Below are 23,223 nucleotides of genomic sequence, written 5' to 3' on the forward strand. Positions count from 1 at the left end.
TTACTTCTTTGATTCCGAAGCGGGTACAGAAACGGACAAAACACAACTCGGGCGGGAGTGAGTCTGAAACAACTCGGATAGAAGATCGAATCCGTGGTCAACGAAACGGCCCTGAGTCATTCGAGATAACTCAACAGCGGATCGGCGTTGTTTCGCTCGCGCTCTAAGGCGGTGCGCGTCTCCGGTTTGAGACCGACGAGATGACAGAGTGGGTTGCCGGGATAGACCACGGGGTTCTCGAGGACGCCGACGATCAACCCGGTAAACGGCGCTTCGACGGAGACGATGTCTTCCTCTTCTTTGAACGGATCCGTGATCGTACAGATCACGTCGCCCTCCCGGACGAGTTCGCCGCGGCCGTGTTTCATATCGACCATCCCTCCCGCGTCGGCGCGCAACCACGTCTTTTCGTCAGTATCGTCGATGAGGATGCGCCACCCGGGCCAGTGAACGGACGACTCTCGGTGGAGTCCGAACTCGGCGAGCACGCTCGCAACACCCGTCAACGCGCGATCGATGAGCGAGCGCTGAAACCGGTGGGCTTCGCCCATTTCGATGGTGATCGTCGGAACGCCGGCGTCCGTCGCCTCCCGTCGCAACGTTCCCGACGGCCCCTGTCCGTCGATGATGACGTTCGAACTGAACGCGTTGGCGAGCCGGACGATGTCGCCGTACTCCATATCCGCGCGGACGTGGAGCATGTTCGTCCGTCCTCGAGTCGAGGTGTGAAAGTCCAGCCCGAGGTCGCAGGGCTCGATGAAGTTCGTGAAAATTCGGTGGGCCATCCGTCGAGCGCTGGTCGACCCCTCACGTCCCGGAAACGACCGATTGAGGTCCCTGTCGTAGATCGGCAGATATCGTTCCTGGGCCAGAAAGCCGGGGACGTTCATTACGGGGAGGCAAATGAGCGTTCCGTGGAGTTTCGTGTGATCCCAGTCATGGGCGACTTCTCGGACGACTTCGATGCCGTTGAGTTCGTCGCCGTGGGCCGCCGCCGAAAGAAACACTGTCGGCCCCGGATGCTGTCCGTTGACGACTGTTACCGGAATCCGAACAGGATCGCCGAGATACGTTTCGCTGATTCCATACCTGATATTTACCGACTCGCCGGGATCGACTCGACCACCATTGTAAGTAAAGACGTCGTCGGCCTCGCCGGACGCATCAGTGTCGGCTGGGTCGGCCGTCCGTTCATCCGTCATGGTCTCCCTGTCGTCGTCCGGTATGAAACGTGTACCGCTGTTCGAAACCGTTCGCGAAATTTCCCCCCGAGGGCATATGTTTTGTACGAGGGCATGTTAGTAGTGAGCATGGATCTTCGTGAGGCGACTGAAGACGATGTCGATGAGATTCGGGAGATTGCTCGAGCCTCGCTCAATTCGCTGTATACTGACTTTCTATCGGAAGAAACGATTGACGATGCGCTCGAGCAATGGTACGGAGAGTCGTTCGTCGAGGACGTCAACGATAACCACACCCTGTTCATCGTCGTCGAACGCGACGGCGAACTCATGGCGTTCTCTCAGAGCGTGCTGGTCGGCCAGCGCTACGGTACCGGACAACTGCTCTGGTTGCACGTCCACCCGGACTACCGCGGGAGCGGCGTGGGCGTCCGATTGCTCGTCCGAACGCGCGAACTCCTCCTCGAGGAGGGCGCAGATCAGGTCCGCTGTTTCGTCCTCACGGACAACGAGGGTGGAAACCAGTTCTACGAGGACCACGGCTTCGAGCAAGCGGGCCAGCGGGAGGTTGAAATCGGCGACGAAACGTTCACTGAGAACGTCTACGCGGAAGCCGATATCGAGAGCGACGAGGGGTGGGATGCCGTCGATCAACTCGAGATCGACGGCGAGAACGTCTACGTGAGCTACGGCGAAGCGGCCCGCGGGTCGAAATCACCGTTTTACTCCGCCTACGGGACCGACGAGTTCGAAGAGCGATACGGCTGGCTCTGTGGCAACTGCGACTCGATCGACAACGCGATGGACACAATGGGGCGTATCGAGTGTAACAATTGTGGAAACCGTCGGAAAGCGACGCGCTGGGACGCCTCGTATCTGTAGATTACGGACCGGTTTCTCCGCATTTCCTCCAGTAGACGGTGCTTGTCTGTGCGCTCCACTCGAGAGCACCGAGCCGATCGAAGGCCGGTCCATCAGCTATCGTGGGAGTTCAATGTAGTACGATATTTCTGACTGTTGTGAGTCCATTACAATTGCCCAATTCGGACTGTGGTTCACTGTATCGATCATCCACCGGCTGGTTCACGAGTGCATCGGACGGCTAATTCACGACTGCATCGTACCGAACTCTGCGAACGAACGGGAGCACATCTGATAAATGGATAGACAGGAGCACATCGTCCGAGGATTCAAAGCGACGCTCGTCGCTCGAGCTGTCTACATGATCTCGAGCGCACTGTTGATGTTCCTTCTCGCCAGTTATCTACTCGACCCGGAAGGGTACGGCGAACTCTACTGGGCGATCGGCATTCTGGCGGTCGTGCAGTTGTTCGCCGACGTCGGTCTGGGCAAATCAGCGGCGAGATACGTTTCAGAGTACCGAGAAGACGATCCAGGACAGATACCGCATCTCTTGCAGACGACCGTCGCGGCCAAGCTCGTCGTGATTGCCATCGTCGCGTACACGCTATTGCTCTTTCACGACCAGATCGCAGTCGCGCTCGGCGATCCGGGAGTCGCGCCGTTTCTCGCGGCGGGCGTGATCTACATTACGGTTAACTCCTTCAACGTGTTCGCACAGATCGTTTTTCAGGGGTACAACCAGCTCGTCTACAGCGCCGCGATTCAGGCGATCAGCGGAGCGGCTCGGTTGGTTTTCGCCGTAGGATTCGTCCTCGCCGGGCTTGGTGCCCTCGGGGCGTTCTTCGGATACATCGTCGGTTACGCGATTGCGGCGGTAATTGGTCTCGCGATTCTCTACTACAAATTTTATCAACCGACCGAAGCCGCAGAGGTGTACGAAGATGGCCTCTCGCGTCGATTGCTCGAGTACAGCGTTCCGTTAACGGCGACTCGGAGCGCGAACGTTATCGACAAACAGATCGACATCGTCCTCGTCGGTGTCTTTCTCAACCCGGTTGCGGTCGCCTTCTACACGCTCGCAAAGCAAATCACGGACTTCGTCCTCGCCCCGGCCGAGTCGCTGGGCTTTACGATATCGCCGAATTTCGGCGAGCAGAAAGCCGCCGGGCAACTCGAGGATGCGCGCCGAATCTACGAGATGGCGCTGACGAACGCGATGTTGCTATACGTGCCCGCGGCCGTCGGGCTCGCGCTGGTCGCGGAACCGTTCATGACGATGGTGTTCGGAAACGAGTACGCAGGTGCCGTGCCGGTCATGCAGATCCTCTGTTTGTTCATCGTCCTGCAGGCGGTTACGAACCTCACGAGCGATAGTCTCGATTATCTTGGGCGCGCTCGAGCCCGTGCGATTGCGAAAGGCGGGACATCGATCGCGAATCTGGGACTCAACATCGTCCTCATTCCGACGATCGGCGTCGTCGGAGCCGCAATTGCGACGATTATCACGCACACCGTGTACGTGCTGGTCAACCTCTACATCGTCCACACCGAACTATCGCTCCGGATCGGTTCGTTGGCCCGTTCGTTCGGGAGTATCTGTGCCATAACCGGTGGGATGGCCGTGACCGTCCTGTTGGTCACGCCGCTGATATCGAACCTCTTCATGCTGTTCGGTGCGATCGCGCTCGGCGTCGTCACCTGGGGCGTGCTGGCTATCGCGAGTGGACTACTCGATCTTAGAGAGGTTCGATCCATCGTCACCTAATATGTCGGTCGTACGTCACTTCCGGCCATTCGCCACCCAGCTCTGGCGACAAACCGGTGAATAGGTACAATCGACCCTGTGACGCTGACAGCGCGTTCGAAAGCGTATTCACCTGCTGACGTTCCGGCACGCTGAAACCACTACCAACGCTTTTCCGGATTCTCGGTGTTCATGTGGTATGCCTAAAAGCGATCCCGTTACGGTTGGGGTGCTCAGCCTTCACACGAGCAAGGAGACGAAAGCGATACTCAACGCCGTCGAAGCGCTCGGTCACGACACGGAGTGGCTTCGCGAAGAAAATACGAGCGTTCGCGTCGAGGACGGCACCATCTTTCTCGAGCCCGATGTCGACGTTATTGCAAATCGGATGTTACTTTCGAATACCGAACAGCCCTGCGAAGAGCTCGGACTCGTCAATACGTTCTCGCAACTGGTTCCGATGCTCAACGAGCCAGGGCCAGTACTCACGGCGGTCCACAAACTCTCAACTGCTGGCGCGCTCGCGACGAACGGCATTCGCGTTCCCGACGTGTTGCTCGCACTCAACAGCGATCAACTCAACGACTCGAGACAGCAGTACGGCGACGAAGCAGTCTACAAGACGGCGATCGGAACCCACGGCGGCGGTACCTGGAAAGTCGGACCCAACGACGTCATCAACGCCAAAGTTGGCAACCGATACGCGTTCTTGCAGGAACTCATCGACCGGGACGACCAACGCCACCGCGACGTCCGAATCTACGTCGTCGGTGGCGAAATCATCGGGGCGATGTATCGGTATGCGCCCGATAACGACTGGCGGACCAACGTCGCACTGGGCGGTGCAGTCGAGGACGCCACGGAAGAACTCCCCGAGAGCGCCCGCGAGATAGCCAGACAGTCCGCGGCCGCGATCGGTCTCGATTACGCCGGCGTCGACCTCGTCGAAGGCGAGAACGGCTGGTTCGTCCTCGAGGTCAACCCGACGGCCGGTTTCAAGGGGCTGTACGAAGCGACACACGTCAGCCCGGCACCCTACATCGCGAAACTCGCCATCGAACACGCGGGTGGTTCCGTCGACGATGATCGAGTCGCGGAGCTCGCCGGAACGCTCGATGACTCCCAGCCGCTGGCGCGTCCCCCCGAGCAGGCGATGGTCAACGACAAACCGGCCACCATCGGCTACACGGAGGAAATCGTCCTCTCGGGAACCAGCGGCTCGGAATCGGTCCTCGCCAAGTCAGACACGGGCGCGACCAGAACCAGCATCGATACGAGTCTCGCCGCCGACATCGGCGCAGGACCGATCAAGTCGGTCACGCGAATCAAATCGGGAAGTTCGAAAACGTCGAAGAGCCGACCCGTCGTCGATATCGTGGTCGGCGTCGGCGGTAACCGCCACACCGTCACCGCGAGCGTCGAAGACCGGAGCCACATGGACTACCCCGTTTTGCTCGGGCGCGACATTCTCGAGAACTACCGCGTCGACGTGAGCAAACGCGTCGATCGCGACGTGGCCGATACGCCCGAAGAGGAAGAATAACGCGTAACCACGTCGATTGTGCGAGATCGATTGGGGACATCGACTGCGAGACTTCGCCCTCAAAAGCGAAAGCTCGAGAGAGCGCTCCCCCAATCGTTCATCGCTTTCTGACTCCCGCTCGTTTCGATTCACGCCACCTCCACTCCCCTCACTGATTGATCACCAAGCACTGTTATTGCGTTCGAAAGCACAGAGTACGAATGCGTGAGTGATCGACGAATGGAGTGTAACCGCTGTCTCCTGTGTGGAACTGCACTGGAGAGTCCATCCACCGATCCGCCGGACGAGCTATCCACAGATCCGTCGGACGACCTATCCACCGATTCCCTCGGCACCCCTTCAACCGAAGCGGGTTCGGACGACGCGTTCTGTTCGTCCGGCTGTAGCGACGTCTACGACGTACTCGGTGCGCCCACTGGTACTCCTCACAACGCCTCCGCTAACCGCAATCTCGCCGTCGGCGAGGATTCGGCAGCCTCCCGGAACGACGGTGAGACAGCTTCTCAGGGCGACGACGATCAGCCGGACTCTCAGGGCGAGGATTCAGGAGCATCGAACGATCGACAAGCGACCGAAATCGTTCGAACGTTCTTCCGTGTCGACGGCATGCACTCTGTGACCTGTGAAGCGTTCTTAGAATCAACCGCCGGGGCACGCGACGGCGTCGAGCGCGTCGCCGCGAGTTACGTTACGGAAACGGTACGGGTCGATCACGATCCCGAGCGCATCTCGGAAACCGAACTGCAGAACGCGCTGAGTAGGGTCGGCTATACCGCATACCTTCGATCGGACATAACGGGCAAAGGAGACAAAAGACAGCGTTCGAGCGAGGAGGGAGAGACCGCGACAGGTACAACTCAGCGCTCGAGGGAAATGACCGGCCTCCGGAAACGCCGGACCGATGACATGCTCGAGATACGCTACATCGTGGGCGTCGTGTTCGGAACGTTCCTGTTGGTTCCCTACGTCGCGATCTTGTACCCGGTGTATCTCGCGTCTATCACCGATTGGGGGATGCTGTCCCTGTACGAAGGCGCCTTTGAGAACCTCGAGGGGTTGTTGTTTCTCCCCCTGTTTTTCGTGTTGACGGCTGCCGTCCTCTACTTGACCGGAATGCCCCTTCTGCGCGGTTCGTACATCAGTCTAAGACTGAGACGACCGAATACGCACCTGCTCGCGGCACTCACGATAACCTGTGCGTACATCTATGGCACACTCTCCTTTTTGCTCGGCGGGAACGACGTCTACTACGATCTGACGATCATCGTCGCAGCCGTGATAATGGCCGCGGTTTTCTACGAGGCGACGGTCAAGCGGCGAGCGATCGATCGCCTCACCGATCTCACGATTTCACAGGTTGAGGAGGCCCGTTTGCTCGAATCGAGCGGAACGAGCAAGGTCCCCGTCGAGGAACTCGAGTCCAGTGATCGAGTGCTCGTTCGACGAGGAGAACGGATCCCGGTCGACGGCGTACTGCTCGAGAGCGCGTGTACGGTTGATGAAGCGATCGTCACCGGCGAATCGGTCCCGGTTTCGAAAGCGCCCGGAGAACGCGTCATCGGCGGCTCGGTCGTCACGAACGACGCCGCGGTTGTTCGGGTGGGAGAGCAGACGACGAGTAGCATCGATCGACTAACCCGAGTCGTCTGGAACGTCCAAAGCGCGGATCACGGCGTCCAGCGACGCGGTGACCACCTTGCCGGACTCTTCGTTCCGGTCGTCTGTGGCGCTGCGGCCGTCGTGGGTGCGACGCTGTTCGTTCTCGAAGCGAGTCCGGTGACGATCGCGATGAGCGTTCTCCTGACAGTTATCGTCTCGAGTCCGTGGGCGATCGGGTTCGCGACGCCGGTTTCGGTCGCCTCGAGCATCCGAGACGCGATGGACCGAGGGATCGTCGTCTTCGACGAGACCGTCTTCGAACGGCTTCGGGCCGTCGACATCGTCGTCTTCGACAAAACGGGAACGCTCACGACGGGCAAGATGACCGTTCTCGAGGCAGACGCTCCCGAAGACGTACTGGAAGCTGCCGGGCTGGTAGAACGGCGGGCATCGCACCCGGCAGCGGCGGCTATCGAGGCCGAGTTCGCGGTGAGGCCGATACCTCGAGAAGACGCCTCGAAACGGCCCGACGGCGGCTTTACGGACGAGCGATCGAACGAAAACGAACGCCGAGTTCGCGACTTTCGAAGCCACGATACCGGCGTCGAGGGAACTGTCGACGGACGCGCGGTACTCGTCGGCCATCCTGCACTCTTTCGGGAACGGGGATGGGACCTCGACGATCGACTCTGCGCCCGAGTCTCGAGCGCCCGAGAATTCGGGCGACTCCCGGTCGTCGTCGGGACCGACGGGCGTGCAGACGGCGTCGTGATCGTCGGCGACGAACCGAGGAACGAGTGGGACGAAACGGTCACCGAACTGAACGATAATGGCGTTGAGGTCGTGGTCCTCACCGGGGACGACGAAACGGCGACCGACTTCTTCGATCGTCATCCGGGTGTCGATCGGGTGTTCACGGGCGTTCCGCCGGCCGGAAAGACGGCGACGATCCGGTGTCTGAACGGCGAGAACCGCGTGGCCATGGTCGGAGACGGAACGAACGACGCCCCGGCGCTCGCCGAGGCCGACCTCGGCATCGCGCTGGGGAGCGGTACCGCGCTGGCCTCCGACGCGGCGGATTTGGCGATCGTCGACGACGATCTCACCGCTGTCGAGCGGGCGTTCGCCCTGTCGACCGCCGCACGCCGGCGCGTCACGCAGAACCTCGGGCTGGCGCTGGTCTACAACGCGCTTGTGATCCCTCTGGCGGTAATGGGAGTGCTGAACCCGCTGTTCGCGACTGTTGCCGTGGCTACGAGCAGTCTCCTCATCGTTGCGAACTCGTCGCGTCCCCTTATCGACGAGTAGAACGGCTAGTCTTCGGATCGAACCTGACCCGGTTATTTTGCGGGCTCGTCCTCTCCCGGCTATTTTGCGGACTCGTACTCGGCCCAGATATACCGCGTCGCAACCGACCGGTACGGCCGCCACTGCTCGGCAATATCGCGCATCTCTGCTCGAGTCATCTCCGCACCGTCGCCGTAGAGCTGTTCGATCCCTCGGCGGACGGCGAGATCGCCAAGCGGCAGGATATCCGGCCGTTCCAGTACGAACAGCAGGAACATCCGCGCCGTCCAGTTGCCGATCCCCTTGATCTCGGTAAGCCGGTCGACGACTTCGTCGGCGGAGTGATCCGCAAAGCCAGCCCTCGTATAATCGTTTTCCTGAAACGCTCGAGCGGCGTTTCGGATGTACTCGACTTTCATTCCGGACAGTCCCGCATCCCGAAGCGCCGCTTCGTCCGCGGCGAGTACTCGAGCGGGCGTCACCTCGTCCTCGAGGAGGTCGAACACGCGTTCTCGAACGGCGGCCGCACTCGCCGTCGAGAGTTGCTGGTTGATAATAGAGATGCAGAGGCGTTCGTAGGCCGTCCAGTTCGGTTCGATATACGGATCATGTCTGTCGACGATCTCCGCCATAACGGGGTCCTGACGCAGTACCTGTTTTGCTTCCTCCATCATCTCTGGTGAAACGGTGGGAGGGCTCGGGAAGGCAAGTATGTCTCGGTCCGATTTCGTTCTCGGTCCCTTCCGTCGGTGAGACCGGCTGAAAGCGAAGGCGACGGGATAATAGCGGATCCGAACCACCCGTCCGGCCTCGAATTTTTCAGTGAGAACGTGGTTCTCGAAGACGAATGCAGCCAGTCGTTCACCTCGTCGTCGGCTACATCTGTTACGCCGCGTTCACCAGGTGGCGAGACGATCGAGCGCCGTCGGAAGCTGGCGCACTCGCGGCCGTCGCCGGTGCGGCGCTCGCCGATTTGATCGACAAACCCCTCGTCGCAGCCGACATGGTGGCGGTCGGGCGAACGATCGGGCACTCGCTCCTCTTTGCCGTTCCGCTCATCATCGTCGTTTGGGCGTTGGCCAGACGATCCAACAGGAACGTACTCGGCGTGGCTTTCGCGATCGGGTACCTCTCACACATCGCAACTGACATTCCCTGGCACCTCGTTTCGGGCGACTACCACGAACTGGGTTTTCTCCTCTGGCCGATTACCGACATGCCGCCCTATACCGGCACGAAGCCGCTGGGAACGGTCGTCGGAGTCGACGTAACGACGCTCTGGCTTGAGGCGGTCATCTTCGTCTTCGGTATCGGGCTCTGGTGGTACGACGGCCGGCCGGGTGTCGAAGCGATTCGGCGACGGTTCTTCGGGTGAGGAGTCACGCCGACTTCTCCAATCGTTCCGGGGAAGCCACTACGTATCGGACAGTATCCACGAGCAACCCCGCGGTGACGAAACGTAAGTCGTGATAATCTTTCTAACAGGAATACTAGGCAAATATTACCTAGTCTGACGTGCGATAACACCTATGGAGAACGAAGGCGATTTCGACGACATCCTCGTTCCGACCGACGGCAGTAAATCCGCACGGAGAGGCGCAGAGCAGGCCATTAGGTTCGCAAAACGGAACGGCGCAACCCTGCACGTGCTGTACGCGATGAACATGGGCGACGTGAGTTACGTTGCGGTGCCGAGCGATATCGAGCAAACGCGAAAGCGCCTCGAGAAGAAGGGACAAACGTTCGTCACGGAAATCGAAAATCTCGCCGCGGAAGCTGAAGTACCCTGCGTTACGACCGTCACGGCGAACACGCCGCTCGAGGCCATCCTCGAGTACGTGGACGAACACGATATCGATCTCGTCGTGATGGGAAAACGCGGGCGATCGGACCCCGATAAGCCGCTCGTCGGCTCGACCACCAATCGGGTCGTCGGCTCGCTCGAGATACCCGTATTCACCGCGTGAACGAGCGATCTCGAGTTAATTCGTCACTCTCGTCGAAGACGATGTTATTCGTCTCCTCGTGTTTCGGCCTCGCCTTCCGGCCCGAACTCGGCATCCGCGTGAGTGCTCCCGAATTCGGCTTCGGCCGCCGCGGGTTCCTCGCGTGCGAGCCGCATCGCGTTGCCGGTTACGCCGAGGCTCATCCCCATGTCGCCGATGACGACGGCGTGGATGACGGTGACGATGCCGAACGGCGCACCGGCCGCGAGCACCGCTTTCACGCCGAGGCTCGCCCAGATGTTCTGTCGGATGACGTCGTTTGCCTTCCCCGACAGTCTGTAGAGGTACGGAAGCCGCGTCAGATCGTCGCTCATCAGCGCGATATCGGCGGTCTCGAGCGCTGTATCCGTTCCCGCCGCACCCATGGCGATGCCGGTCGTCGCCGTCGCGAGCGCCGGCCCGTCGTTGATGCCGTCCCCGACCATCGCGACGCTCCTCGAGAACGATGAGGCCGAAACCTCACCAGCGTCTCCAGCGACAGCGTTCGCCTCGAGGCGTTCGTCCGGCTCCGCGTCACCGTCCCCTTTGAGGCGTCGGATCCACTCGAGTTTCTCCTCGGGCATGAGTTCGGCGTGGTACTCGTCGATTCCGACCTCGCCGGCGATCGCCCGCGCGGTTCCCTCGTTATCTCCGGTGAGCATCACTACCCTAATTCCCTGCTCTTGTAACTGCGAAACGGCCCACGACGCCTCCGGCCGGACCTGATCCGCGACGGCGACTACTCCGAGCGGTCCGTCTTCCGTCCCCACGACGACGACGGTCTTTCCGTCCGCCTCGAGTTTCGGGACGACCTCGGAGAGGACATCGAGGCAATCCTCTCGATCGCAGCTAGGGATCGATTCGTGGTCCCACTCGGCTCGTTCCGGTTCCGACTCGAGGACGGTTCCGCCATCCGTCGCGTGGACGTGCTCGAGATCAGCCAGTCCGTCGAAGAGATCCGGTTTTCCGACGTAGTGCGTGACGCCCTCGAGATCTGCGCGAACTCCTCGTCCGGTAAGGGCCTCGAAGTTCGAGACCGCGAACTCGTCGGAGCTATCGGGTTCGTCGCCGATAGCGTCGGACGCCAGCCCGCGTTCTTCCGCAGCCCCGACGATCGCTTCACCGACGGGGTGCTCGCTCCGCCGTTCGATAGCGCCAGCGCGGGCGAGGACGTCGTCTTCGTCCGCCCCCTCGAGCGGGATCACGTCGGTGACGTTCAGTTCGCCGGTCGTGAGCGTTCCCGTCTTGTCCACCGCGAGGATCTCGCTTTCGCCGACCGCCTCGAGGTGACGCCCGCCCTTGATTAGCACGCCGTTTCTGGCGGCGCTCGTGATCCCCGAGACGACGCTGACGGGCGTGCTGATGACGAACGCACAGGGACAGGCGATGACCAGCAGGGTGAGTCCGCGCAGGAACCAGGTGTTCCAGGACGCCCCGACCAGCAGCGGCGGGAGCGCGGCGACGGCGACCGCGAGCACGACCACGATGGGCGTGTAGACGCTGGCGAAGCGATCGACGAACTGCTCGCGTTTGGTCGACTCGCGTTCGGCGTCCTCGACCATCCGAACGATTCGGGCGATGGTCGAATCGTCGGCCTCGCTCTCGACCGCTACCTCGAGGTAACCCGATTCGGCGATAGTTCCGGCGTAGACCTCCTCGCCCGCGGTCTTATCGACGGGGACGCTCTCGCCGGTAATCGGCGACTGGTCGACCGCGCTCTGGCCGTCGGTAACCGCGCCGTCGGCCGGGATCTTCTCTCCCGGCTTGACGACGACGGTGTCGCCGATTTCGAGCGAATCCACCGCGACGACTTCCTCCGTGCCGTCCTCCCGACGAACGGTCGCCGTCTCCGGCGAGAGGTTCATCAACTCCCGAAGGGAGTCTCGTGCCCGGTCCATCGAGAACCGCTCGAGGAGCTCTGCAACGGAGAACAACACGGCGAGCATCGCGCCCTCAAAGGGATGGTGGGCCGCGACGCTGGCGACGATACCGACGCTCATCAGGAAGTCGATATCGAGGCTCCGATTGCGCGCGGAGTAGTAGCCGTTTCGCAAGATCGGAACGCCAGCGACGGCGACCGCGCCGATGAACAGCGCTTCAGAGAGTCCGTAGGTCCGGCCGAACGCGGTGATAAGGGCCGGATCAAGCGCGGGAAGAAGGAACTCCAGTACCATCCCGACCGCGACGAAGACGGCACCGACGGCGGTTCCGAGCGCCCGCCGACTTCGCCACACCGCTCGAGACTCGACGACCCCATCGTCTCCGTCCTCGATCGGTTTTCCCTCGTACCCAGCGTCGTCGATGGCGTCGATAACGACTGGCATCTCGAGGTCGGATACACCGGACACCGTCACGCGCCCGGAGGCTGGCCGCGTTTCGATTTCTTCGATGGAGTCGACGCGCTCGAGCGCGTTTTCGACTTTGTTCGCACAGGAGGCACAGTCCATGTCCGGAACCGAGACGGTGAACTCGGTCTCGTCGTCGGCAATAGCGTAGCCGGCGGCCCGCACGCGGGCCCGAATATCGTCCTCGCTCGCGAGTTCCGGATCGTACTCGACGACGAGTCGGCCGCTCGTTACCTGCGGTTCGATCGCCTCGATTCCCTCGAGGCGTTCGATACTGTTCGTTACCTTCCCGGCACAGGACGGACAGTCCATCTCGGGAACCCGACATTCGAGGGTCATCCTCGAGGTCGGCGACGTGGAAGGGTCACTCATCACGTCATCCTAAGTGACGGTAGTGGATAGCAGTTATTTGGCGTGCGCCAACTCGGGAGTTGGTTCCGGCCAAGGTGGAAAAGTGAATTTCGAAGTCGATCCTGAGAGGGCGGCCGACAGTTCAAATTTCGGGTGTGAGCGCCTCGATCGAGGCGTCGGCGTCGACGAACGTCGTCGCAAGTGCGGCTTCGGCTCGTCGAAGGCGGTAGGACAGCGTCGACCGCGGGATATCCAATTTCGTCGCGAGTTCCGAGAGTTCGATCTGTCGAGGCGTCTCGTAGTAGCCGTACTCGACGGCCGCCCGAAGCGCAGACTGCTGTGCGTCGGGCAACGAGGTTTCGGGGTCGGCTTTGGCACGTTCGGGATCGACCTCCGTCAACCGAATCATCTCCATGCCCGTACACTCGCCGACTTCCTCGCCGAGCGCGTCGAAAAAGGCGTGAACCGACGCGTCGCTCGAGAGAACGATGCGCCACCGGTAGCGTCGCCCCTCGCGGTAGGTCTCGAAGAGGAGCCCCTCTCCGAGATACTCGAGCGCCAAATGCGGGATCGACGTACAGACCGGCGTTCGATCCCAGTAGGTGTAGACGACGAGCGTCTCGTTCGAGCGATCGAGGACCTGCGTCTCACACTCCGCACCGCAGTCGTCTTTGACCAGACAGTCCGCGAAGTAGGTCGCGTCGCGGTAGGCTTCCTCGAGTTCCTCGAGGGCCTCCGGCGATCCCGTCGCGTGATCAACTCGCCAGAGGCTATCTGGGGTGACGTGACACGAAAGCGAACGGATCGACGTGTCAGGATTGGCCGCGAGCACGTCCGCAACCGGATTCGTGTCCGGTTCGTACTCGAGGGCGAAGACAAATTCTCGCATACCCACTCGTAGGGGCCGACGGGAAAAAGGGTTCCCGGTGGTCGTCGTAGTAGGAGGTGTGCTCTCTGGAACACTCGAATGGGTTCATGACCTCTGGCGGTTCTACCTCGCGTACACTCAGACCGCCACCCACGCAGCGACGGCCGCGGCGTTCGCTATTTTCGGCCTGTTAGTATTCGTTGATCCGCTCTTTGCCCTCCTCGCGATTGGGTCCTACGTCGTTCCACCACTGGTTCTGTACGTACTCGAGGACGAACCGCCGCGCAGTCGCGATCGACAAAAACCTCGAGAGCGGGCGCGCAGAGAGAAGCGAGCGCAGGAGCAACCCGGTCAAGACCGGTCCGTACAAGGAGGGGAACGACCGGGAGAACACATGACCGTCCCCCCGAGCGGAGAAGCAACACTCGAGGAGAACGAACGGGGTACTCGAGAGGGGCGAGTCGGAGAGGCCTCGAGCACTCTCAGAGACGGGAATGGAGACACGGACTCGGATAGTGACGATGGGGATACGGATTCGGATAGCGACGACGGTGATACGGATTCGGATAGCGACGATGGAGACACCGATTCCGACAGCGATGATGGGGATACGGACTCAGATAGTGACGACGGAGACACCGACTCCGACAGTGACGACGGTGATACGGACTCAGATAGCGACGACGGAGACACGGATTCGGATTCTTGAACGTATTAGCCTATTGAATTCACAGGATGTTATCGGCAAGTACAGGTGAAGTACCAACGACTGTTCCAATTAAAATATGCTGAAAACATCCAATATCCGGTCGATGTATTTGTCGTACTTTCCTTCTTTCTCCTCATCTTCGTCGGGGGGCTTTGTGCTCTTCCTGTCGCCGGTCATGGTTAAACATTAGATATCGGACATAGTGACTTTTCCGGTGGTAGTAGCTGTTCACTTCACACGGGTACTCCCTTCTCGAGACGACATTATTCCTCGCCGAAAACAGTAGTTATATGACAATACAGGACGTAACGGCAAATGGAAGCCAAAACTCCACGGAAGGGGGCGTTCGTATTGAAATGCCCCGGGTGGTAAGAGCACCCGAGACGTGGCTTCCAAACCCGTCAAGGGTCAGTTGCCATGATTGGATTACTTCTCCGCGGGCTTAAACATCCCGTCCGACAGACGAATCGAAGTCGAAGACAGCTACCCGCCGCTTACGAACTCTCAGCTGTTGGTCACGCGCTCGGAGGTGAGTGCAAGCGATGACCTCGTCGACGACCGATCTGGTCGTGGATATCGTTCGAACGCTCGAGAAACAGGGCGTTCCTCGAGACGCCTACCAGCTCGCCAGCGAGTTCGACCCGGAGGCGCTCGCGCGGTTGGTCGATTCTGGCGGAAGTACGGTTGAAGTCCATCTCGAAGTTCAGGGCGTGTCGCTCCTCGTGACGAATCTGGGCGCTCGGGTGACCGACGAGGAGCCATCGACACACCCGAGTGCCCTCAATGTGGACTCCCGGTCACCGCAGTCGTCCAGCTCGTTCCGACTCATCACAACGCGTATCCCTGCGGCTGTCGGGTCGAAGCGGACCTGCTCGAGTAGCGCTTGCTCGAGGAGAACTCAAGCCGCAGACCGTTGTCGGCACGGGATTCGCCGGTCTGACTGCCGTGCATCGACTACGCGAGACTAACCGGGACGTTCGCCTCCTCGAGGCTCGAGACCGGGTCGGCGGCCGGACGTTGACCAGAACTGTCGACAGTCACGCTCTCAACACAGGTGCCCAGCGGATTGATCCGCCGAAAGAAGCCAACAACGCCCGCGTTACGCTGACACCCTTTCAGAACGGGTTTTATTCGACGAGTCGCGTCATCACGGTCCGTTCGGCGCGACGAAGCAACTCACCTGCCGTCCCGCTCGAGCACTCGAGGCGAGCGGCGATCTCCTCGAGTGATCCTTCGCGAGGCATGCGGTAGTAGCCGCAATCGACGGCGGCGGAGACGGCTTCGAACTGGCGCTGGGTCAGGGCCGCCCGCGAGTCGATCCGGCCGGCGCGAAACTCGCCGATCGACACGACATCGACGGTCATGAGATCGGAGATATTCTCGACTGCCGCCTGGATCGCATCGGAGGGGCCGATCGTCGTCAGCCGAATCGTCCCATCGGATTGATACTCAACCGGCGGCACGGCGATCAACCCCGGCTGAGATACCGCGTCGATGAAGATCCGCCCGGATTTTGTAACCGCTCCCCGGGCATACAGATAAAACGTATCTTCCTGACAAGGGGCGATCTCGAACTCGAGGGTCGACGGCACGTCCTCGAGTGCCTCCTCGTAGGGCGAGCGCGGTCCGTCGACGTGAAACAGGACTGCATTTTCGTCAGCGGCGTACTGGTGTTGATAGAGCAGTCTCGAAGCGTCGTAGTCCTCGTGCTCGACGATCAACTGGTGCATCGGATGGCGCTCGTTCGGCGGTCGCTGCAAACTCACTTCGAGGTAACGCATTCGGGTAACCCAAGATACGGGCATACTACACTTATAAACATCCCTCACGTCTGCGGCCAAAGTCTGACCGTTTCACCGACCCACCGTTTAACCGTCATGACAACGCCGAATATGCACGGGGCGCAGGCGACCTGGCCGGACGTTCGAGCGCAGGCGTGTGAGCGCATTCGCGTAGCGGGGGTCGCGGGTGCGGGCGGTGCGGGCTTTCCGTCCTACGCGAAGTGGGACGATCTCGGGCGGGTCGATTCCTTGCTGGTGAACCACCAGGAGAGCGAGCCAAACTACTTCATCGACAAGTGGCTCGGGAAGACGAAGGCACAAACGCTCGCCGCACTGTTCGATGTCCTGCTCGAGCAGGCGGTATTCGATCGCATCGTCATCAGCGCGAAGTGGAAAGACCGCGAGAAGTATATGCACGCACTCGAGGCCGAGACCGACGGGACCATCGTTCCGCCGGACGAGTTGCCACTCGACCGCGAGGAACACAAGGGCGTCGTGTTCGCGTACACGGACAATCAGTACCAGTACGGCATGGAGAGCGTGCTCCTTACGGTGGTCGATGGCACGGTGTTGCGCGGCGATCTCCCGATGGACCACGGCTGGCTCGTTCAGAATACCGAGACGCTGATCAACATCGCTCGAGCGCTGTCCGACGAAACGCCCACGACGCGGAAGTACGTTCACGTCAGCGGTGAGAGTCTTCGGGATCGCTTTCTCGAGGTACCTATCGGCACGCCCGTGAGCGACCTCTTGAATGCGGCCGGTCTCCCGCCAGCGGAGCGGCCGTCGGACGCTGTGATCGCCGACGGGGGTCCGGGCTGGTGTTTCCCTATCGACACGCCGCCGGAGGCCTACGGCGTCAGAAAAAGCACGAACGGTCTGCTCGTCCTCGGCGAGCGAACCGCCGAGGAAAACGAACTCGGTGGCGGTCGGATCGACGTGCTCGAGGAGTACGACTGGAACGCCTGGACGATAGAAACCGAACCTACCACAACGGTCGACCCGTCCCGGGTTCGGATTCCGCTCGCGACTAATCCGGAGCCCGATATCGTGGAGCCTGCCGTCCCGATCGTCGAGATCGGCGATCGTGTTGGTGTCGGCGATCGGATCGCAAGTCCGAGTTCTGACGGAATCAGTAATCCTCAGCACGCGTCCATCGCCGGTAACGTGACAGCGGTATCCGAGACGGATATCGAGATCGAATCGCGAACGAAGTGAGCGAGCGGCCGAAAAACCTCGAAGCCGGCCAACGGCACCGATGAGGGAGTGACGTTATGCTTTTCATCGAAGCTAAGCGGGAGCGAGAGTGGTCAGCGCAACGTTTGAAACCTCACCATTTGGTGGAGTATACAACCGACGAGAAACGTCGACTACAGCCAATCATCAATTCAAAAGTTAGGCCGACTACTCCCGCAACCGCACGCAGAGCAAACGGTTGGCATCAGCAGTGAACACTCGAGAGCCGTTCCGAGTTGAGCACTCAACAACGGAGCGAACGCACCGAAAACTGCCATCGGCAGTATCGCTCTCGAGGCCCCCTCAGAACAACTGCTCGTCCTCGGCCTCGAGCAACTGTGCGGGACCGCCGACACCCCAGACCATCGTCTCGACGCCACAGTCTGCGACTTCTTCCTCGACGCGATCGGCGTGCTCCTCGGTCGTGTTGACGTACACGCTCGCGCCGGTATCGGTCGAGAAGTAGACCGGAATATCCTCTTCCTCGCGGAGCTTCCGGACTCGGTTGAAGATCTCGAGCGTCGCCGGTTGCCAGTACACCCAGCCCGAGGGCCCGGTCATCGTCGTCGCAGCCAGCGACAGCGAGTCGTGCTCAGCGAGGGAGAACGCGGCGTCGAAGTCCGCATTTCGAAGCGCGTCACGCATCTCCGCGATCTGGCCGTGAATGTGGGCGTTCCGGGCCTGGAACATGTGGCTGTCTGCGGCCTCGTTGTGTGCGTCTTCGGTCTCCTTGTGGTACGGAACGAGCCCAACGATCGTCTTGAGGTCGTCTTCAAGATCCGTCTCGATGCGGCGGGAGCGACAATCCTCGTCGTTTAGCCCAGTGTAGAGCTGTGAAAACGCGCCCGTGACTGCTCGAGCGGCCGATGCCGAGCCGACTCGAGCGATTGTCGAGATCTCCTCGCGATCGGCCTCGATGCCAGCGGCGGCCGAAAGCGCCATCGCGGCCGCGGCGAACCCGGAGGAAGACGACCCGAGCCCGACGTTCGTCTGGAAATCGTTCTCGCTCACCAGTCGAACTGGCTCCTCGGCGTGAGCGGCTTCGGCCTTCGAGCGGACCTTTTCGAGGACCGCGTCGACGCGTTCGGCGGCGCGTCCCTCGAGTTCCTCGCCGTCGACGACGTACGTGTCCTCGTCGTAGTCGGCCGAGAACTCGGCTGTGGTTTTGGTGTGGCTCGGTGCGGTACAGACGCTGATACTGTCATGATACGGAAGGCGCTCGATATCGTCGCGCATCCCGTGATACTTCACCAGCCCCTGAATCGGGTGGGCCAAGGCCGTGGCTTTCATATCCTGACTGGCGAGTGACGGCCGCTTAAAGGTCACGGGATGGTGTGGAGAGCAGTTCCTGTCGTGTATCTGGCCTGTAGATAGTGGCCGAAGGCGGCTTACTGATCAGTCTGTAGTCGTCTCGACTAGTATCGGGAGCCAGCGAACCATCCGGAGCCATTGAGTAAATACACACTAGTAATATCCTTAACCCCTAGTATTACAATTAGTTATGTGCTACGGTAGACACGTATGAAGCAAACAAAATCGGAAGCTCCCAAGAGTCGGGCGTTCTCACACCCGATAACTGACGGGATCGGCCAGTCGAATCGCTATTCGAACCGTACGGCGATCGAACGGGACAAATCCAAACGAACGAAGGGGAGACCAACGGAGATCAATCCGGCGGAAACCGAACTACCGGGGAGCGAATCGACAGAAACCGGACTACCGGAGATCGAACCGACGGAAATCGAACCAACAGAGACCAGACTACCGGAGGAACAACCGTGACAGCCCCCGCTCCTCGCGACCAATTCAGACCGGCGGATCATCCGAACGACCACTTCCTGCTAACGACCATCGTCGGTGCCTATCCGAAGCCGACGTGGCACAACCGCGCTCGAGAACTGTTCGAGGACTCCACTAACGATTTCGGCCGGTCGGAGTGGAAGCAAGCCAAAGACGACGCCGCTCGACTCGTCACGGCGGAACACGAACGCGCAGGGATCGATGTCGTCACCGACGGCGAGATGCGGCGCAACGAGATGGTCGAATACTTCGCAGAGCGAATCGAGGGCTACGAGTTCAACGGCCTCGTGAAAGTCTGGGGGCACAATTACTTCGACAAGCCGAGCGTGCGTCGCGAGGTCGAATACGGCGACAGCTGGCTCGTCGACGAATACGAGTTCACCAGCGAGGTCGCCTCCGGACCGGTCAAAGTTCCGATCACGGGCCCTTACACCCTCGCCACCTGGTGCTTCAACGAAGTCTACGAGGACGACGCCGCACTCGCCGCCGATCTCGCGGAACTGGTCAACGCCGAAATTCGAACGCTCGTTGACGCCGGCGCACGGTACATTCAGATCGACGAAGCCGCCCTCGCGACGACGCCCGAAGACTACGCAATCGTCGGCGAGTGTCTCGAGACGGTCGTCGAAGATCTCCCCGAGGATGTCTACATCGGACTGCACGTCTGCTACGGCGACTACTCCCGAATCTATCCCGAGATCCTCGAGTTTCCCGTCGACGAGTTCGACCTCGAGCTCAACAACGACGACTACGGGCAACTTGAGGTGTTCAAAGAGCCGACGTTCACCAAGAATCTCGGCTTCGGCGTCGTCGACGTGCACACCGCCGAAATCGAAACCGTCGAGGAGATCAAAGCCAACATCGAACGGGGCCTCGAGGTCGTCCCGCCGGAGCGGCTGACGATCAGTCCGGATTGCGGTCTGAAACTCCTCCCACGCGACGTCGCCTACGGCAAGATGGAAAACATGGTGCAGGCGGCTCGAGAGATCGAGGCCGAACTGGACGAGGGAACGCTCGGAGTTCCGGGTATCAGTATCGACGACTGATCTGTGGGTTGTGAATAGTAACAAACTCAGGTACGCGACTCGTGCTGGTAACAGGAATGTCCACGTCCACTGAGATGGGCTAGTGTGAGCCGGTTTCAGACCCGAGAACCACTACCTCCCACCTCTCTTTAAGCGCTCAGTGGCCGTATCGGTCATGAGCTTCGTCAATCGGCAAAATCTCGCGAACACGGACTTTACTGTCGTCCTCGTGAACCGTGCAAAATGCTGTGTACGTACGTCCGATATGCATCCGATACATTTCTTGTCCATCGATTGTGAGCTTCTCACGATCACCGCGACCTGCGCCCGGTTGAGCATCCGGTTCGTCAAAATGTTTTCCGAGATTGTTGCGAACGATTCTATTGCTTTTCTCGTCGGCCGTAGTGAGAAACTCACGTGGCTGATCACCTAATAGAACAGCATACGACATTACTCAAACCTCGTCGGGAGGAACATACTCGTCGTCGTCAGTCCGTTCGAGCATTTCCTGTAGGTTCTGTTTCTGTCGCGCTTCGATAAGGTCTTGAATCACGTCATCCCACGTTTCACCTGATCCTTTGAACTGCCCGAGTTGTTCGAACGTGTCTTCACGGACCGGAAGCCGTTTGTCTGCCTTGGACATCTTAATAGAGTTTACAACCTTGCACATGACAAGAATGTCAACCGTCCAATGAGTGGGGGGCAGCGAACAAGTCACTGACTACTACAGGAGGTCACAGATTATGACTGGTGATTTTCTCCTAATTCTAAATTGGCGCGTTGCCACACGTTCAGACCAGCCAAAACCACTATTCGACGGCCGAACCGACTCGAGCTGACCCGAAATCCGAACGCTGAAAGCCCGAGAGTCCAAGCGGTCGCTATGGGAACGTCACGCGAGACGCGGACCGAGCAGGCCGAGGAGATCGTCGACCGGTTAGAAGAGACCTACCCCGATTCGACGATTTCGCTTCGGTACTCGAACCGCCTCGAGTTGCTGATCGCGGTCATCCTCTCGGCCCAATGTACCGACGAGCGGGTCAACAAGGAGACCAAGCCGCTGTTCGAGACCTACGACGGCCCCGAAGCGTACGCGAACGCGCCACAGGAGGAACTCGCCGAGGCGCTGAACTCCATCACCTACTACAACAACAAGGCGGAGTACATTCGCAACGCCTGTGAGAAGATCGTCGAGGAACACGGCGGCGAGGTTCCGGATACGATGAGCGATCTGACGGACCTGCCCGGCGTGGGCCGAAAAACGGCGAACGTCGTCCTTCAGCACGGCCACGATATCGTCGAAGGGATCGTCGTCGATACCCACGTCCAGCGCCTCTCGAGGCGGCTGGGAATCACGGAAGAAACCTATCCCGAACGAATCGAGGAGGACCTGATCGAAATCATTCCCGAGGACGACTGGCAACAGTTTACACACCTTTGCATCGATCACGGGCGAGCGACCTGTTCCGCGCAGAACCCGGATTGTGGAGACTGCGTGCTCGCGGATATCTGTCCGTCGGAGAAAGGCGACAGCGAGGTCGATCTGGCCTCCGGCGAGCCCTGGTAGTTGGATCGGTACTCGATACCAAAAGCGAACCTGACTCGAGAAACCCATCGGTATCGGTGTCGTGAGAGTACGGTATTGGTGCCATACGGGTATGAAACTGGGGTCGACTGAGCGGTAGTATCAATCGCGGGGTTGCAGATTCAGGCCCAAGCCCTTTTCTGCGGAGTAGGGTACACTCATGGTACGAGGTGACAGCTATGTCCGAAAAAGACGAGCACGGCCGAGATGTGGAACTGGCAAAAGAGGATCCCGAGGCCGAGGACGACGACGACGAACTCACCGAGGAAGAAAAGGAGGCCCGCGAACGTCAGGACGAAGAGCAGCGTCGACAGGATATCGAACACAAATCCGTCGAACGCGAAAACGACGCTCGAGAGCACGAAAACCCGGACAACCATCGGGACGAGGAACCGTTCAACAGCTAACGAAGAATCCCTGAATCTCCGCAGTTGATGTCGTTCATCTCCCGTTTTTGCGGATTTTTACGTCTCGACGATGAAGGCATCTTAGTTCTCGAAAGCGTTCTCACCCGACAGTACGAGCATTGAGAACGATCCGTTGGAAGTAATTTCGACGCGTCTGTCCGCGGAAATCGTCTCGAGCGTTCGGCCGTCGACCGACACAGCAACAGCGTCCTCGTTTCGTTCGATCGAGAGCGACAGACGCTCGTCCGGAAGAACCCACCGATCAGTGTGGGTGTCGAAGGGGGCGATCGGTGCCGCCACTATCGCGTCGACCGCCGAGGAGAGTATTGGTCCGTCGACGGCGTTCGCATAGCCGTGACTGCCAGCGGCTGTTGCGACGACGACGCCATCGGCGCGGAACTGGGCAATCGATTTAGAACGGCTCTCGACGCCGTACTCCGAGATACGGGCCGGTTCGTCGGTCGCTAACGTGACATCGTACAGCGCCCGCTGGGGGCTTCCGTTCCCGATATTGACATCGAGAACCGGACGCTCGTGCACGAGTGCGTCCCCATCGAGAACGGCTCTGATCGCGTCCGGAAGGGCCGTTCGAGAGACACTGGCTATTCCCGGGTCACAGTCGACCGGAAGAATTGGCCCCTCGGAAAAATCGGTCGCCTGTATCAGTTCGAACAGCGAATCGTCTCCCAGCGTGACGACGAACGACGGGGTCGCCGCACGGACCGTTTCGACCGAGCCAGTAACGACCGATCCGTCGTATTCGGTGAGGAGATCCCCGAGGTCGTCCGGGACTCGAGTTTCTCGTTGCCCGCCCGACGAATCCGCGTCGGTGTCGACGACGCCGACAACCGGCTCGCTGCCCGCAGTCCATGCGACGGAGTCCATGCGATCCAATTCCGGGGGCCCGACCAAA

The 23,223-nt window shown here is 60.2% G+C and carries 22 protein-coding genes; 13 read left to right on the plus strand and 9 right to left on the minus strand.

Annotated features, from left to right (window positions below; genetic code table 11):
* Positions 1-116: 116 nt before the first annotated feature.
* Positions 117-1,202, minus strand: a complete 1,086-nt coding sequence (locus QNM96_RS01465; protein ID WP_283834228.1) for a succinylglutamate desuccinylase/aspartoacylase family protein — start codon at positions 1,200-1,202, stop codon at positions 117-119.
* A 108-nt stretch (positions 1,203-1,310) separates the two neighbouring features.
* Between QNM96_RS01465 and QNM96_RS01470 the strand changes: the two genes are divergently transcribed.
* The 4 genes from QNM96_RS01470 (at position 1,311) to QNM96_RS01485 (ending at position 8,239) form a co-directional block, all read left to right on the plus strand.
* Positions 1,311-2,063 carry a GNAT family N-acetyltransferase gene (locus QNM96_RS01470; RefSeq protein WP_283834229.1) on the plus strand — a complete coding sequence of 251 codons (753 nt, stop codon included), beginning with the start codon at positions 1,311-1,313 and terminating at the stop codon, positions 2,061-2,063.
* A gap of 277 nt (positions 2,064-2,340) precedes the next feature.
* Positions 2,341-3,810 carry a flippase gene (locus QNM96_RS01475; protein WP_283834230.1) on the plus strand — a complete coding sequence of 490 codons (1,470 nt, stop codon included), beginning with the start codon at positions 2,341-2,343 and terminating at the stop codon, positions 3,808-3,810.
* A 178-nt stretch (positions 3,811-3,988) separates the two neighbouring features.
* Positions 3,989-5,332 (plus strand): RimK family alpha-L-glutamate ligase, encoded by a 1,344-nt coding sequence (locus QNM96_RS01480; protein WP_283834231.1) that lies wholly within the window; start codon positions 3,989-3,991, stop codon positions 5,330-5,332.
* A gap of 204 nt (positions 5,333-5,536) precedes the next feature.
* A complete protein-coding gene (locus QNM96_RS01485) occupies positions 5,537-8,239 on the plus strand; it encodes a cation-translocating P-type ATPase (RefSeq protein ID WP_283834232.1) in 2,703 nt (900 codons plus the stop codon).
* Positions 8,240-8,298: 59 nt separating this feature from the next.
* On the opposite strand, the gene QNM96_RS01490 is transcribed toward QNM96_RS01485, so the two are convergent.
* The gene (locus QNM96_RS01490; RefSeq protein ID WP_283834233.1) at positions 8,299-8,892 is read right to left on the minus strand and encodes a DNA-3-methyladenine glycosylase 2 family protein; all 594 of its coding nucleotides are present in this window, start codon (positions 8,890-8,892) and stop codon (positions 8,299-8,301) included.
* A gap of 173 nt (positions 8,893-9,065) precedes the next feature.
* Here QNM96_RS01490 and QNM96_RS01495 point away from each other — a divergent pair, with 173 nt between their 5' ends.
* The gene (locus QNM96_RS01495; protein ID WP_283834234.1) at positions 9,066-9,593 is read left to right on the plus strand and encodes a metal-dependent hydrolase; all 528 of its coding nucleotides are present in this window, start codon (positions 9,066-9,068) and stop codon (positions 9,591-9,593) included.
* 154 nt (positions 9,594-9,747) lie between these two features.
* Positions 9,748-10,185: a universal stress protein gene (locus QNM96_RS01500; RefSeq protein ID WP_283834235.1), complete on the plus strand. Its 438-nt coding sequence runs from the start codon at positions 9,748-9,750 to the stop codon at positions 10,183-10,185.
* Between the two features lie 44 nt (positions 10,186-10,229).
* Here the strand turns inward: QNM96_RS01500 and QNM96_RS01505 are convergent, their stop codons facing one another.
* Entirely contained in the window at positions 10,230-12,920 is a 2,691-nt protein-coding gene (locus tag QNM96_RS01505) for a cation-translocating P-type ATPase (protein WP_283834236.1), read from the minus strand.
* Positions 12,921-13,041: 121 nt separating this feature from the next.
* The gene (locus tag QNM96_RS01510; protein WP_283834237.1) at positions 13,042-13,788 is read right to left on the minus strand and encodes a helix-turn-helix domain-containing protein; all 747 of its coding nucleotides are present in this window, start codon (positions 13,786-13,788) and stop codon (positions 13,042-13,044) included.
* A 58-nt stretch (positions 13,789-13,846) separates the two neighbouring features.
* Between QNM96_RS01510 and QNM96_RS01515 the strand changes: the two genes are divergently transcribed.
* Both QNM96_RS01515 and QNM96_RS01520 read left to right on the plus strand, forming a co-directional pair.
* Positions 13,847-14,476, plus strand: a complete 630-nt coding sequence (locus tag QNM96_RS01515; RefSeq protein ID WP_283834238.1) for a hypothetical protein — start codon at positions 13,847-13,849, stop codon at positions 14,474-14,476.
* Between the two features lie 542 nt (positions 14,477-15,018).
* A complete protein-coding gene (locus tag QNM96_RS01520) occupies positions 15,019-15,444 on the plus strand; it encodes a hypothetical protein (RefSeq protein ID WP_283834239.1) in 426 nt (141 codons plus the stop codon).
* A gap of 159 nt (positions 15,445-15,603) precedes the next feature.
* Here QNM96_RS01520 and QNM96_RS01525 read toward each other — a convergent pair whose 3' ends face one another.
* Positions 15,604-16,257: a helix-turn-helix domain-containing protein gene (locus QNM96_RS01525; protein ID WP_283834240.1), complete on the minus strand. Its 654-nt coding sequence runs from the start codon at positions 16,255-16,257 to the stop codon at positions 15,604-15,606.
* 96 nt (positions 16,258-16,353) lie between these two features.
* On the opposite strand from QNM96_RS01525, the gene QNM96_RS01530 reads away from it, so the two are divergent.
* Positions 16,354-17,475, plus strand: a complete 1,122-nt coding sequence (locus tag QNM96_RS01530) for an NADH dehydrogenase subunit (protein WP_283834241.1) — start codon at positions 16,354-16,356, stop codon at positions 17,473-17,475.
* Between the two features lie 321 nt (positions 17,476-17,796).
* On the opposite strand, the gene mvaD is transcribed toward QNM96_RS01530, so the two are convergent.
* A complete protein-coding gene (mvaD, locus tag QNM96_RS01535) occupies positions 17,797-18,783 on the minus strand; it encodes a phosphomevalonate decarboxylase MvaD (protein WP_283834242.1) in 987 nt (328 codons plus the stop codon).
* 231 nt (positions 18,784-19,014) lie between these two features.
* On the opposite strand from mvaD, the gene QNM96_RS01540 reads away from it, so the two are divergent.
* Together QNM96_RS01540 and QNM96_RS01545 are read left to right on the plus strand one after the other, a co-directional pair.
* Complete coding sequence (locus tag QNM96_RS01540; RefSeq protein ID WP_283834243.1) at positions 19,015-19,275, plus strand: hypothetical protein; 261 nt, start codon at positions 19,015-19,017, stop codon at positions 19,273-19,275.
* Complete coding sequence (locus tag QNM96_RS01545; RefSeq protein WP_283834244.1) at positions 19,272-20,339, plus strand: methionine synthase; 1,068 nt, start codon at positions 19,272-19,274, stop codon at positions 20,337-20,339. Before QNM96_RS01540 ends, QNM96_RS01545 begins: the two co-directional genes overlap by 4 nt.
* Before the next feature lie 136 nt (positions 20,340-20,475).
* Here QNM96_RS01545 and QNM96_RS01550 read toward each other — a convergent pair whose 3' ends face one another.
* Both QNM96_RS01550 and QNM96_RS01555 read right to left on the minus strand, forming a co-directional pair.
* Positions 20,476-20,769 (minus strand): type II toxin-antitoxin system RelE/ParE family toxin, encoded by a 294-nt coding sequence (locus QNM96_RS01550; RefSeq protein ID WP_283834245.1) that lies wholly within the window; start codon positions 20,767-20,769, stop codon positions 20,476-20,478.
* Between the two features lie 3 nt (positions 20,770-20,772).
* The gene (locus tag QNM96_RS01555; protein WP_283834246.1) at positions 20,773-20,961 is read right to left on the minus strand and encodes an antitoxin VapB family protein; all 189 of its coding nucleotides are present in this window, start codon (positions 20,959-20,961) and stop codon (positions 20,773-20,775) included.
* 240 nt (positions 20,962-21,201) lie between these two features.
* Between QNM96_RS01555 and nth the strand changes: the two genes are divergently transcribed.
* Complete coding sequence (gene nth / locus QNM96_RS01560; protein ID WP_283834247.1) at positions 21,202-21,885, plus strand: endonuclease III; 684 nt, start codon at positions 21,202-21,204, stop codon at positions 21,883-21,885.
* Between the two features lie 197 nt (positions 21,886-22,082).
* Positions 22,083-22,310, plus strand: a complete 228-nt coding sequence (locus QNM96_RS01565; RefSeq protein WP_283834248.1) for a hypothetical protein — start codon at positions 22,083-22,085, stop codon at positions 22,308-22,310.
* A gap of 81 nt (positions 22,311-22,391) precedes the next feature.
* On the opposite strand, the gene QNM96_RS01570 is transcribed toward QNM96_RS01565, so the two are convergent.
* Positions 22,392-23,195, minus strand: a complete 804-nt coding sequence (locus tag QNM96_RS01570; RefSeq protein ID WP_283834249.1) for an NAD(+)/NADH kinase — start codon at positions 23,193-23,195, stop codon at positions 22,392-22,394.
* Between the last annotated feature and the right edge of the window lie 28 nt (positions 23,196-23,223).

This window comes from Halostagnicola sp. A-GB9-2 (genome assembly GCF_030068615.1).
GTDB lineage: Archaea > Halobacteriota > Halobacteria > Halobacteriales > Natrialbaceae > Halostagnicola.

Coding starts and splice junctions, on each gene's coding strand:
- QNM96_RS01490 (WP_283834233.1), bottom strand. CDS start 8,892: ATGATGGAGGAAGCAAAACAGGTACTGCGTCAGGACCCCGTTATGGCG.
- QNM96_RS01550 (WP_283834245.1), bottom strand. CDS start 20,769: ATGTCGTATGCTGTTCTATTAGGTGATCAGCCACGTGAGTTTCTCACT.
- mvaD (WP_283834242.1), bottom strand. CDS start 18,783: ATGAAAGCCACGGCCTTGGCCCACCCGATTCAGGGGCTGGTGAAGTAT.
- QNM96_RS01480 (WP_283834231.1), top strand. CDS start 3,989: ATGCCTAAAAGCGATCCCGTTACGGTTGGGGTGCTCAGCCTTCACACG.
- QNM96_RS01470 (WP_283834229.1), top strand. CDS start 1,311: ATGGATCTTCGTGAGGCGACTGAAGACGATGTCGATGAGATTCGGGAG.
- QNM96_RS01505 (WP_283834236.1), bottom strand. CDS start 12,920: ATGAGTGACCCTTCCACGTCGCCGACCTCGAGGATGACCCTCGAATGT.
- QNM96_RS01510 (WP_283834237.1), bottom strand. CDS start 13,788: ATGCGAGAATTTGTCTTCGCCCTCGAGTACGAACCGGACACGAATCCG.
- QNM96_RS01495 (WP_283834234.1), top strand. CDS start 9,066: ATGCAGCCAGTCGTTCACCTCGTCGTCGGCTACATCTGTTACGCCGCG.
- QNM96_RS01500 (WP_283834235.1), top strand. CDS start 9,748: ATGGAGAACGAAGGCGATTTCGACGACATCCTCGTTCCGACCGACGGC.
- QNM96_RS01565 (WP_283834248.1), top strand. CDS start 22,083: ATGTCCGAAAAAGACGAGCACGGCCGAGATGTGGAACTGGCAAAAGAG.
- QNM96_RS01525 (WP_283834240.1), bottom strand. CDS start 16,257: ATGCGTTACCTCGAAGTGAGTTTGCAGCGACCGCCGAACGAGCGCCAT.
- QNM96_RS01540 (WP_283834243.1), top strand. CDS start 19,015: ATGAAGCAAACAAAATCGGAAGCTCCCAAGAGTCGGGCGTTCTCACAC.
- QNM96_RS01555 (WP_283834246.1), bottom strand. CDS start 20,961: ATGTCCAAGGCAGACAAACGGCTTCCGGTCCGTGAAGACACGTTCGAA.
- QNM96_RS01530 (WP_283834241.1), top strand. CDS start 16,354: ATGACAACGCCGAATATGCACGGGGCGCAGGCGACCTGGCCGGACGTT.
- QNM96_RS01475 (WP_283834230.1), top strand. CDS start 2,341: ATGGATAGACAGGAGCACATCGTCCGAGGATTCAAAGCGACGCTCGTC.
- QNM96_RS01570 (WP_283834249.1), bottom strand. CDS start 23,195: ATGGACTCCGTCGCATGGACTGCGGGCAGCGAGCCGGTTGTCGGCGTC.
- QNM96_RS01520 (WP_283834239.1), top strand. CDS start 15,019: ATGACCTCGTCGACGACCGATCTGGTCGTGGATATCGTTCGAACGCTC.
- QNM96_RS01465 (WP_283834228.1), bottom strand. CDS start 1,202: ATGACGGATGAACGGACGGCCGACCCAGCCGACACTGATGCGTCCGGC.
- nth (WP_283834247.1), top strand. CDS start 21,202: ATGGGAACGTCACGCGAGACGCGGACCGAGCAGGCCGAGGAGATCGTC.